8 protein-coding genes and 1 pseudogene are annotated in these 11,990 nt (G+C 61.1%); 1 reads left to right on the top strand and 8 read right to left on the bottom strand.

What is annotated here, in order from left to right; genetic code table 11:
* Positions 1-54: 54 nt before the first annotated feature.
* The 6 genes from CES87_RS07095 to CES87_RS07120 all read right to left on the bottom strand — a co-directional run bounded on the left by CES87_RS07095 (position 55) and on the right by CES87_RS07120 (position 8,588).
* A complete protein-coding gene (locus tag CES87_RS07095; RefSeq protein WP_007931076.1) occupies positions 55-267 on the bottom strand; it encodes a cold-shock protein in 213 nt (70 codons plus the stop codon).
* Between the two features lie 391 nt (positions 268-658).
* Positions 659-1,783: a glycine cleavage system aminomethyltransferase GcvT gene (gene gcvT / locus CES87_RS07100; RefSeq protein WP_128605559.1), complete on the bottom strand. Its 1,125-nt coding sequence runs from the start codon at positions 1,781-1,783 to the stop codon at positions 659-661.
* 42 nt (positions 1,784-1,825) lie between these two features.
* Positions 1,826-3,202: an L-serine ammonia-lyase gene (locus CES87_RS07105; RefSeq protein ID WP_128605560.1), complete on the bottom strand. Its 1,377-nt coding sequence runs from the start codon at positions 3,200-3,202 to the stop codon at positions 1,826-1,828.
* 177 nt (positions 3,203-3,379) lie between these two features.
* Positions 3,380-6,232 (bottom strand): aminomethyl-transferring glycine dehydrogenase, encoded by a 2,853-nt coding sequence (gcvP, locus tag CES87_RS07110; protein ID WP_128605561.1) that lies wholly within the window; start codon positions 6,230-6,232, stop codon positions 3,380-3,382.
* 11 nt (positions 6,233-6,243) lie between these two features.
* A complete protein-coding gene (gcvH, locus tag CES87_RS07115; RefSeq protein WP_128605562.1) occupies positions 6,244-6,627 on the bottom strand; it encodes a glycine cleavage system protein GcvH in 384 nt (127 codons plus the stop codon).
* A gap of 452 nt (positions 6,628-7,079) precedes the next feature.
* Positions 7,080-8,588, bottom strand: coding sequence for a sigma-54-dependent transcriptional regulator (locus CES87_RS07120; RefSeq protein WP_128605563.1), 1,509 nt, complete (start codon positions 8,586-8,588; stop codon positions 7,080-7,082).
* Positions 8,589-8,760: 172 nt separating this feature from the next.
* Here CES87_RS07120 and CES87_RS07125 point away from each other — a divergent pair.
* Positions 8,761-9,623 (top strand): annotated as a pseudogene (locus tag CES87_RS07125) (DNA-3-methyladenine glycosylase).
* A gap of 95 nt (positions 9,624-9,718) precedes the next feature.
* Here the strand turns inward: CES87_RS07125 and CES87_RS07130 are convergent.
* Entirely contained in the window at positions 9,719-11,068 is a 1,350-nt protein-coding gene (locus tag CES87_RS07130) for a CoA transferase (protein WP_128605564.1), read from the bottom strand.
* Between the two features lie 160 nt (positions 11,069-11,228).
* Entirely contained in the window at positions 11,229-11,984 is a 756-nt protein-coding gene (locus CES87_RS34170; RefSeq protein WP_371858188.1) for a methyl-accepting chemotaxis protein, read from the bottom strand.
* Between the last annotated feature and the right edge of the window lie 6 nt (positions 11,985-11,990).

An 11,990-nucleotide genomic window follows, 5' to 3' on the forward strand; every position in this document is an offset into this window, starting at 1 on the left:
CGCGCACAAAAAAGCCCCTGATGTCAGCATCAGGGGCTTTTTCGTTACAGAAGATTAGCCTTCTGCTTGTACTTCGTCAGCCTGCATGCCTTTCTGGCCTTGCACGGCGATGAAGGTCACTTTCTGGCCTTCTTTCAGGCTCTTGAAACCGTTGCCCTGAATAGCGCGGAAATGCACGAACAGATCCGGACCGCTTTCTGGAGTGATAAAACCAAAACCTTTCTCGTCGTTAAACCACTTGACGGTACCGCTCTGACGTTGGGACATTTCTTATTTCCTTTGACGCTAAAATTAATGACAGTCTCCTTCTTATGAAAGAGTACTGGGGCTGGTTGCAGGAGAGTAAGAAGACGTCGAACGGGATGTAGCTAACTTGTAGGCTACTGCCCAGGTCACGATTCCAAGCGACCCATGCAAACACAGTGAACAAACTCTACGCCAACTACGGGAGAAAAAACAAGCCCCTGCGCAGGCCCCGGTTTTGCTGTGTTAGGTGGATGTAGGTGGGCTTATACGATTGGATTGTTCAATTGTTTTCGAACGTTATAAGCAAAGTTCATAATCGAAGCTTAGAGTCAAACAATGCACTATTTTATGGCGGTTGCGTTACACATTAGTGCGCTGTTAACGCAACCGCGTTACTTATAGGAACAATCAATCAGCCGCGATAGTAGCGTTGTGGAACAAATGGCATTTTGCTTACAAGCAAAGGAACCTTTTTCCCACGAACAATTGCCCACACTGGTGTGTCGAGAGCGATATAAGCGCTGTCGACGTAACCCATTGCCAGAGGTCCACCCAAGGTCGGTCCGAAACCGCCGCTGCAGACGCTGCCGATGATATCGCCAGCTTCATTTACGATCTCTGCACCTTCTCGCACCGGAGTGCGTTCCTGCGGCAGCAAGCCGACGCGCTTGCGGCTGACACCGCCCTGTTGCTGGGCGAATACGCCTTCAGCGCCAGGGAAACCGCCGGCACGCGCACCATCGGCACGACGTGGCTTGGAGATGGCCCACAACAGGCTGGCTTCGATCGGAGTGGTTTCGGTGTTCATGTCGTGGCCGTACAGGCACAGGCCGGCTTCCAGGCGCAGCGAATCGCGCGCACCCAGGCCGATGGCTTCAACTTCCGGTTCCGCCAGCAAAGCGCGGGCGAGGGCTTCGGCGTTGGCGGCCGGCACGGAGATTTCGAAACCGTCTTCACCGGTGTAGCCCGAGCGGCTGACAAAACAGTCCACGCCCAGCAACTTCACGCGGGCGAACTGCATGAACGTCATCTTTGCCACTTCCGGTGCCAGGCGTGCCAGCACAGTGACCGCTGCAGGTCCTTGCAGGGCCAGCAGGGCGCGCTCTTCGAACAGTGGCTCGATGGTGCACTGGTCACCGATGTGCTTTTTCAGGTGCGCCAGGTCCTGGTCCTTGCAAGCGGCGTTGACCACCAGGAACAGTTCGTCGTTACCCAGGTTGGCGACCATCAGGTCGTCAAGGATGCCGCCGGTCTCGTTGGTGAACATCGCATAGCGCTGCATGCCCACCGGCAGGTCGATGATGTCCACCGGCACCAGGGTTTCCAGGGCCTTGGCGGCATTGGCGCCGGTCAGGCGGATCTGGCCCATGTGCGAAACATCGAACAACCCGGCCTGATCGCGGGTGTGCTGGTGTTCTTTCATCACGCCCAGTGGGTATTGCACCGGCATGTCGTAGCCGGCGAATGGCACCATGCGCGCGCCGAGTTCGATGTGCAGTGCGTGCAACGGGGTTTTCAACAGTTGTTCGGTGGACATATTCAGCTCCTGAAAAAGTGTGCAGATGCAGATGAGCGCACATCAGCACTCGATAATGTTGACCGCCAAACCGCCTCGGGCGGTTTCCTTGTATTTGCTTTTCATGTCGGCGCCGGTCTGGCGCATGGTGCGGATGACCTTGTCGAGGGAGACGAAATGCTGTCCGTCGCCGCGCATGGCCATGCGCACCGCATTGATGGCCTTGACCGAGCCCATGGCGTTGCGCTCGATGCAGGGTACTTGCACCAATCCACCAATCGGGTCGCAGGTCAGGCCCAGGTTGTGTTCCATGCCGATTTCCGCGGCGTTTTCCACTTGTTGTACGGTGCCGCCAAGCACTTCGCACAGAGCCCCGGCCGCCATGGAGCACGCCACGCCGACTTCGCCCTGACAGCCGACTTCGGCGCCGGAGATCGAGGCGTTTTCCTTGTACAGAATGCCGATGGCCGCGGCGGTCAACAGAAAACGCACCACCCCGTCATCGTTCGCCGTGGGGATAAAACGGATGTAGTAATGCAGCACCGCTGGAATGATTCCGGCCGCACCATTGGTAGGCGCCGTGACAACGCGTCCGCCGTTGGCGTTTTCTTCGTTGACCGCCAAGGCGTACAGGTTGACCCAGTCCAGTACCGACAGTGGATCGCGCAAAGATGATTCCGGGTTCTTGCACAATTGCCGATACAGCGCAGCGGCCCGACGCTTGACCTTCAAGCCTCCGGGCAGGATGCCTTCGTTGCGGCAACCGGCGGCGACGCAGTCCTGCATGACCTGCCAGATTTTCAACAGGCCGGCGCGGGTTTCCGCTTCCGGGCGCCAGGCACTTTCGTTGGTCAGCATCACCTGGCTGATGGACAAGCCGTAGGTGGCGCAGTGACTGAGCAGGTCCTTGGCGCTTTTGAACGGGAAGGTCAGGGGGGTTGCGTCTTCGACGATTCGATCGGCGCCGGCGGCGTCTTCATCGACGACAAAACCGCCGCCCACCGAATAGTACTCGCGGCTGCGGATTTGCAGGCCCGCCGCGTCGAATGCGCGAAAAATCATGCCGTTGGGGTGATAGGCCAACGGTTTGCGAATCATCGCCAAGTGTTCTTTCTCGTTGAACGCAATGCTGTGTTCGCCGAGCAGGTTCAAGCGTCCGTTGCCGCGAATTTCTTGCAGGCGGGCGGCGACGGTTTCGGTGTCAACGGTATCCGGGTGTTCGCCTTCCAGACCGAGCAGTACAGCCTTGTCGCTGCCGTGGCCCTTGCCGGTGGCACCGAGTGAGCCGTAGAGCTCGACTTTGACGCAGGTGGTCGCGGTCAGCAGGTTTTCTCGGCGCAAGCCTTCAACAAAACGCACGGCCGCGCGCATCGGGCCGACGGTATGGGAACTGGAGGGGCCGATGCCAATCTTGAACAGGTCGAACACGCTTAGCGACATGGTTGTTCTCCGGTTTCTTGTTATAGGCGTTGGCGGAAAAATCTTTTGGGGAGACGAGATTCTGTAGGAGCTGGCTTGCCAGCGAAGGGGCCATCAAGGCCGCTAAAAGCTTCGCTGGCAAGCCAGCTCCTACAGGGTTTTGCAGTGTCGGGGCGATTGGATTCGCCCCACACAGGTTTAAGCGTAGCTTTCGATCGACGGGCAGGCGCAGACGAGGTTGCGATCACCGAACACGTTGTCGACGCGACCGACCGGCGGCCAGTATTTGCCTTCGATCAAGGACGCAACCGGATACACCGCCTGCTCACGGCTGTACGGATGCGACCACTCGCCAACCAGCTCCGCCGCAGTGTGCGGGGCGTTTTTCAGCGGGTTGTCGTCCTTGTCGAGGGTGCCGTTTTCCACCGCGCGGATTTCTTCGCGAATGCGGATCATGGCGTCGCAGAAGCGGTCCAGTTCTTCCTTGGATTCGCTTTCGGTCGGCTCGATCATCAGCGTGCCGGCCACTGGGAACGACATGGTCGGGGCGTGGAAACCGAAGTCGATCAGGCGCTTGGCCACGTCGTCGACGCTGATGCCGCTGCTGTCTTTCAGCGGACGCAGGTCGAGGATGCACTCGTGCGCCACCAGGCCGTTGCTGCCGGTGTACAGGACTGGATAGTGCTCTTCGAGGCGACGGGAAATGTAGTTGGCGTTAAGGATCGCCAGCTGCGAAGCGCGCTTCAGACCGGCGCCGCCCATCATGCGGATGTACATCCAGGTGATCGGCAAAATGCTCGCGCTACCGAATGGTGCCGCACAGACCGCGCCTTCCTTGCGTGCCATTTGTGCATGGCCCGGCAGGAACGGTGTCAGGTGCGATTTCACGCCGATCGGGCCGACGCCCGGGCCGCCACCACCGTGAGGAATGCAGAAGGTCTTGTGCAGGTTCAGGTGCGATACGTCGCCGCCGAACTTGCCCGGGGCGCAGAGGCCGACCATGGCGTTCATGTTGGCGCCGTCGATGTACACCTGGCCGCCGTTGTCGTGAATGATGCCGCAGATTTCGCGGATGCCTTCCTCGAACACGCCATGGGTCGACGGATAAGTGATCATCAACGCCGCGAGATGCTCGCGGTGCTCGATGGCTTTGGCACGCAGGTCTTCGATGTCGACGTTGCCGCGGGCATCGCAAGCGGTGACGACTACACGCATGCCGGCCATGTTGGCGGTGGCCGGGTTGGTGCCGTGGGCCGACGACGGGATCAGGCAGATGTCGCGACGGTCTTCACCACGGCTTTGGTGGTAAGCGCGGATCGCCAGCAGACCGGCGTACTCACCTTGCGAACCGGCGTTCGGTTGCAGCGAGATCGAATCGTAGCCGGTGGCGGCGCAGAGCATCGCTTCCAGCTCATCGGTCAGTTGCTGGTAACCGGCGCTTTGCTCGGCCGGGGCGAACGGGTGCAGGGCGCCGAATTCGGCCCAGGTCACCGGGATCATTTCGCTGGCGGCGTTGAGCTTCATGGTGCACGAACCCAGCGGGATCATGGTGCGGTCCAGCGCCAGGTCCTTATCCGCCAGTTTGCGCAGGTAGCGCATCAGCTCGGTTTCCGAGTGATAACGGTTGAACACCGGATGGCTGAGGATCGGCGACTGGCGAACCAGTGCGGCTGGAATAGTGCTTTGCACGGAGGCGGCGATGGCGGCGAAATCCGGCAGCGCCTTGCCGTCGGCCAGCAGGCTCCACAGGGTTTCGATGTCGGCCTGGGTGCTGGTTTCGTCGAGGGACAGGCCCAGGCGCTCAGCGTCCACCACGCGCAGGTTGATCTGCCGGGCATGCGCTTTGTCGTGCAACGCAACAGTTTGCGCGCCGGTTTTAATGGTCAGCGTGTCGAAGAAGTTTTCCTGTTCGACGCTCAAGCCCAGAGCGCTCAAGCCTTTGGCCAGAATCGCGGTCAGGTGATGAACGCGGTTGGCGATTTGCGTCAGGCCTTTCGGGCCGTGGTACACGGCGAACATGCTGGCGATGTTGGCCAGCAGCACTTGCGCGGTGCAGATGTTGCTGGTGGCCTTCTCGCGACGGATGTGTTGCTCGCGGGTCTGCATTGCCAGGCGCAAGGCCGGCTTGCCGAAACGGTCTACCGAGACGCCGACCAGACGGCCCGGCATGTCGCGCTTGAACGCATCCTTGGTGGAAAAGTACGCCGCGTGTGGGCCACCGAAGCCCAGCGGCACGCCGAAGCGTTGGGCGCTGCCGATGGCCACGTCGGCGCCGAACTCGCCTGGCGGGGTCAGCACGGTCAGGGCCAGCAGGTCGGCGGCCACGGCGACCAGGGCGTTGGCGGCGTGGAAGCGTTCAGTCAGCTCGCGGTAGTCGAAGACGTCACCGTTGCTCGCCGGGTATTGCAGCAGGGCGCCGAAGAACGGCGTCACGTCGCTCAGCTCGCGTTCGTCAGCAACGACTACCTCGATGCCCAGTGGCTCGGCGCGGGTGCGCAGCACGTCAAGGGTCTGCGGGTGGCAATGCACGGAGGCGAAGAATTTGTGGCTGCCCTTGTTCTTGCTCAGGCGCTTGCAGAAGGTCATGGCTTCGGCGGCGGCGGTGGCTTCGTCGAGCAGGGATGCGTTGGCGATCGGCAGGCCGGTGAGGTCGCTGATCAGCGTCTGGAAGTTCAGCAGCGCTTCGAGACGGCCCTGGGAAATTTCCGGCTGGTACGGGGTGTAGGCGGTGTACCAGGCCGGGTTTTCCAGCAGGTTGCGCAAGATCGGCGATGGCGTGTGGGTGCCGTAGTAGCCCTGGCCGATGTAGGTCTTGAACAGTTGGTTCTTACCGGCGATACCTTTGATCATTGCCAGTGCGTCGGCTTCGCTCAGGCCGTCTTCCAGGCCGAGGACGCTGGTGCCCTTGATGCTGTCGGGAATGACGCTGGCGCTCAGGGCTTCCAGGGAGTCGAAACCGAGGCTGTTGAGCATGGCTTGCTCGTCGCCGGCGCGCGGGCCGATGTGGCGGGCGATGAATTCGTTGGCGGTGTTCAAATGCACTTGAGTCATGTCGGCGCTCCTCAGGCTTCGGCTTGAGCTTTGATCAGACGGTCATAAGCGTCCTGATCCAGCAGTTTGGCGACGGCCGAAGGGTCGGTCGGCTGAAAGCGGAAGAACCAGCCTTCGCCCAGCGGATCTTCGTTGACCAGTTCAGGGCTGCTGTCCAGCGCCGGGTTCACTTCCAGCACTTCTCCGTCCAGTGGCATGTACACGCCGCTGGCCGCTTTTACCGATTCCACCGTGGCTGTTTCTGCGCCTTTGTCGTAGGACTGCAGCTCAGGCAGTTGTACGAAAACCACGTCACCCAGTGCGTTCTGAGCGAAAGCGGTGATGCCGACTGTGACAGTGCCGTCAGCTTCGGTGCGCAGCCATTCGTGATCTTCAGTAAAACGCAATTCGCTCATGGAAAACTCCTAAGGGGGCCAGACTCGTCTGGTGGACGCGATTGAGTGTTGGGGCAATGCCCTGATTTATGAGGGGCTCTTTGTTAGAAGTAAGCAAGAATGCGGCCAATGTTGTTTTTACTATTTAAATCAATGATTTATGAGGTTCTGATGAGCGCAGGGACTTGAGTGATGTAGCGAAATCGATACGGCATGTGCAGCGGTTAAAAGCCGAAGTGGATCAAAGCCTTGCACAGCCGTGGCTGGAAGGGGTGTAGCGATATCGTTCCGCTGTAGCGCTTTCAGTACAGGTGGAGGTCGGTTTTGAGCACGCTATCGAAGTCCAATTGATCGTTCCCATGCTCTGCGTGGGAATGCCCTCTTGTGACGCTCTGCGTCACGCTTTTGGGACGCAGAGCGTCCCGGGCTGCGTTCCCACGCGGAGCGTGGGAACGATCAATCAATTGAGGACCTCAGGCTTTGTTGGGAATGCCGTACTTGCGCAACCGATGAGCGATCGCGGTGTGGGATGTTTGCAGCCGGCTGGCCAGTTGGCGGGTCGAGGGGTAGCTGACGTAGAGTTTTTCCAGCAGGGTCTTCTCGAACTCGTCCATCGCCTCTTCCAGACTGTCGACGTCGTGGTCGCTCTGGCGCGCCACCGAGGTGCCGGCAATGTCCAGGTCGCCGATGTCCACCAGGCTGCTTTCGCAAATGGCCGCGGCACGGAAAATCACGTTTTGCAGCTGCCGCACGTTGCCCGGCCAACGGTTACCCAGCAGGGCCGGGTAAGTCCCTGGCGCCAGGCGACATACCGGGCGCTGGATCTGCGCGCACGCCTGCTGCATGAAATAGCGGGCCAGCAGCAGAATGTCCTGGCCGCGATCGCGCAGGGGCGGGACTTCGACATTGACGACATTGAGGCGGTAAAACAGGTCTTCGCGGAACAAGCCTTCGCTGACCATTTTTTCCAGGTCGCGGTGGGTTGCGCTGAGAATGCGTACGTTGACCTTCACCTCGCGATCACCGCCGACCCGACGGAAACTGCCGTCGTTGAGGAAGCGCAACAACTTCGCCTGCAAGTACGGCGACATTTCGCCGATCTCGTCGAGGAATACCGTGCCCTGGTTGGCCAACTCCATCAGCCCCGGCTTGCCGCCCCGTTGCGCGCCGGTGAAGGCGCCGGGGGCGTAGCCGAACAGTTCGCTTTCGGCGAGGTTTTCTGGCAATGCCGCACAGTTCAATGCCAGAAACGGTGAATTGTGCCGCGCACTGATGGCGTGGCAGGCCCGGGCCACCAGTTCTTTGCCAGTGCCCGTTTCACCCTGGATCAACAGCGGGGCATCGAGGGCCGCCACCCGTTGCGCACGAACCTTGAGCGTGCGGATCACCGGCGATTCGCCCAGCAGCGCATCGAAACCTTCGGCGTGGTCGTGGTGCAGCGCCGACAGGCGTTCGCCGATGCGGTTGGGTTGATACAAGGTCAGCAGGGCGCCGGCGTCGGTGATCGGAGTGGCGTCCAGCAACAACGTCTGGCCGTTGACGGTGATTTCCCGCAGCGGCAAGCGAAAGCCGTGTTCGAGCAAGGCGTCGAGCAGGGCCGGGTCGGCGAACAGGTCGGCAACGCTTTCACCGGCCGGTTCGCGGCCATACAGGGCAATCAGCGCGGGATTGCCCAGCAGCACATTGCCGGCACTGTCTAAAGCCAGCACCGGATCGGTCATGGCCGCGAGCAGTGCATCGAGCTGCAGATGTCGGCGCTGGCCGGGCAGGATGTCGACCACTGTCACCGCTTGCACGCCGCGCACGCTGAACAAGGCATCGCGCAGCTCTTCGAGAACTTCCGGGCTCAGGGTTGGCGCGTCGATGTAGACGTTGGGCGGAACCATTTCCACCGCATCCAGATTGAGATTGCGCCCACCGAGCAAGGCCAGGACTTCCTGGGTAATACCGACGCGGTCGATGAAGCTGACGTGGATACGCATGAGGCGGTTTTGTGTTCTGGAGTGCGGAGGGTGGCAAGTATGCCTTGGGGCGGGCGTTTGGTGAAATCCTGCGCGGGATTTGCGGTGTACCTAGAACCCATGTGGGGTTGATCCAATAAACGTCAATTTGTCTTTATAGTCTGGCTACTCAAACCTTACGGAGGCTGCGGCCATGAGGCTGTCGCTGAGATTTCAACCGCCCTACGACTGGCCCGCGATGCTCGGCTTTTTGTCGGCGCGGGCGATTGCCGGAATGGAGGAGGTAGTCGACGGTGTTTACTCGCGCAGCATAGGCCTGAAAGGTGTTCACGGCACCCTGTCGATCAAGCATGCGGCAGTGGACTCACTGCAGCTGACGCTCGATTTCCCCGACCCGAGCGCCGTGCCCGAGATCGTTGCGCGAGTGCGGCGGATGTTTGATCTGGATGCCGATCTGACCCCGATTCATCAGCACCTGGCAGTCGATCCGCTGCTGGCGCAGTTGATCGCCGAGCATCCAGGGCTGCGGGTGCCGGGGACTTGGGACGGACTGGAGTTGGCGATTCGTGCAGTGTTGGGCCAGCAGATCACGGTGGGGGCGGCGATCAAACTGGCGGGGAAACTGGTGGCGCAATATGGCGCGCCGTTGGCTTCACCACGGGGTGGCTTGACCCATGTGTTTCCTGAGGCGGCGGTTTTGGCGGCGTCGGATCTGGCGACACTGGGAATGCCGAAAAGTCGTGGCCGCACGCTGTCGGGCGTGGCTCAGGCGTTGCTTGATGATCCGTTGTTGTTTGAACCCGGTCGGCGGGGCGGTGTGGCGCGGTTGCTTGCTTTGTATGGCATTGGTGACTGGACGGCGCAATACATTGCCCTGCGGCAGTTGCGCGAGATGGATGGATTCCCGACGGGGGATGTGGGTTGATCAATGCCTTGTCGGCGCTTGAAGGGGAGGTTGTGACGGCGCGGCAGCTGTTGTTGCGAGCTGAGGGCTGGCGGCCGTATCGGGGGTATGCGGCGCAGTTGCTTTGGACATCACTGAATCGCGTGGACTGAGGTTGATTCGGATTTTTTGTCGACTGTGCTGCCGCCTTCGCGGGCAAGCCTCGCTCCTACAGGAGCGAGGCTTGCCCGCGAAGGCGATCTGAAGGTCACCACCACTGCGCGCGATGGGAACCCAATTCAGAGGCCGCAATCGCCCACTGCAACGGCGTACCCGTAATCTTCAGCGGCACCTGCAACCGATGCGCCGGCCCCCAGGGTGTCTGCTCAATCAATATCCCCTGATCGCCTTCATCCTCTGCCCGCAGCGGCTCTTCGGTGCCCGGTCCATTCTCGATCAACAACTTCGCCGTGCGTGCCAGCGACAACCGCGCCGATCCACTCTGTCCGCTGCTCAAGCGTTCTGCCAACAACTTGATCGCACTGGCGGCCATCAAATACCCGGTGGCGTGATCGAGCGCTTGCACTGGCAAGGGCGTCGGCTTGTTCGCGTGCTGCCAATGCATACCGGCTTCGGCAATGCCGCTGCTCATCTGCACCAGGCTGTCGAAGCCGCGGCGATTCTGCCACGGGCCGCTCCAGCCGTAGGCATTGAGGCTCACGTCGATCAGGCCGGGGGCCAGTTTTTGCCGTTCAGTGACACCGTAGCCCAGGCGCTCCAGAGCATTGGCGCGGTAGCCGTGGAGCACGATGTCGGCGTCCTTGAGCAGGCTTTCGAACACACTGCGATCAGTTTTGTCATGCAAGTCCAGGCGCGCACAGCGCTTGCCCAGGGTCATTTCCGGCACCACGCCCGGTTCGTTCCAGGTTGGTGGGTCGATACGCAAGACGTCGGCGCCAAGACCTGCGAGAAAACGGCTGGCTACGGGACCTGCGAGCACGCGGGTCAAATCCAGCACCTTGATACCGGCCAGCGGTTGCGCCACTGAACCCTGCCACGGTTTGGCGTTTGGGCTGCTGTGATGGCCGAGCTCAATCAGCGGTTCGGCATTCACGGCCTGACCTTGCGGATGGGCCTGCCATTGTTCCCAGGTGCGCATCTCGGCAGCGCAGCCACCGGCATCGACTACGGCCTGCTCCAGATCGCTCTTGGCCCATTGCGCCACTTTGCTCGCCATTGCTGCGCGGTCAGTGCAGACACCCAGCACCGATTGCGCCGCGGCGCGGTGATGGGGTGCATTGGTGTGCAGGCGAATCCAGCCATCCCTGGCGGCATAGTCACCGGCGATCGGGTCCCACAACGGTGGAACGCTCCAGCCCACTGGACGGATCGAACTCGAGAACCAGAACGAGGCCAGGCGCCGGTCGACTTCGAGGGTGGGTAAGCGTGCGGATTGCTGGTGGAGTAATTCGACGGTTGCCTGTCCGGCGGCCGCAATGCTGGCGCAGGCAAGGTCCGTGACGGCAAACGCCGAGGGCAGGGCACCGGTGCAGGTGAACGGGATTGGCGTGTGCGGCAAGCCGAGTGCGGCTTGAATGGACGTGAGTAAATCAGTCATCGAAGGCCCTCCGGAAAAGGGCTTCATAATAGATCGTTCCCACGCTCTGCGTGGGAATGCCTCAACGGACGCTCCGCGTTCGGCTCTGGAAGGGACGCGGAGCGTCCCGGGCTGCATTCCCACGCAGAGCGTGGGAACGATCAATCGGCGGCGGTATGGGCTACACCCGGAACTGATCCATCAGTTTCATCTGGTGGGTGGTCAGGTTGTTGAGCTTGCCGCTGATCTGCGCCGATTCGGTGGCTTGTCCGGTCAAGGTTTCGGTGACGGTGCGGATCGCCGAGACGTTGCGGTTGACCTCTTCGGCCACGGCGCTTTGCTGTTCGGCGGCGCTGGCGATTTGCAGGTTCATGTCGCTGATCACGGTGACCGCGTCGCTGATTTTGCCCAAGGCCTGGACCGCTTGCTGGATCTGCCCGGCATTGCTGTGGGCCTGGGTCTGGCTCGAATGCATAGTGGCAACCACGCCGCGGGTGCCGTTCTGGATGCGTTCGATCACCAGGCGAATTTCTTCCACCGAGTCCTGGGTGCGCTTGGCCAGGTTGCGTACTTCATCGGCCACCACCGCAAACCCGCGACCACTTTCACCCGCACGGGCAGCCTCGATCGCCGCGTTGAGCGCCAGCAGGTTTGTTTGCTCGGCGATGCTGCGGATCACTTCCAGCACCGAACCGATCTGCTCGCTATTCACCGCCAGGGCTTCGACTTCAGTCACAGCCTTGCTGACTTCGTCGGCCAGTCGATTGATGTCGCGGGTGCTGCGCTCGATGATCTGCATGCCATCGCGGGCCGACTGGTCGGCGCCCTTGGCGGCACTGGCCGCGTTCGACGCACTGTTGGCGACATCGTGGGCGGTAGCGCTCATTTCGTTGGACGCGGTGGCGACCTGGTCGATCTCGCGGAACTGCACCTGCATGCCTTC

It is taken from the genome of Pseudomonas sp. ERMR1:02 (assembly GCF_002277815.1).
Taxonomy (GTDB): Bacteria; Pseudomonadota; Gammaproteobacteria; order Pseudomonadales; family Pseudomonadaceae; genus Aquipseudomonas.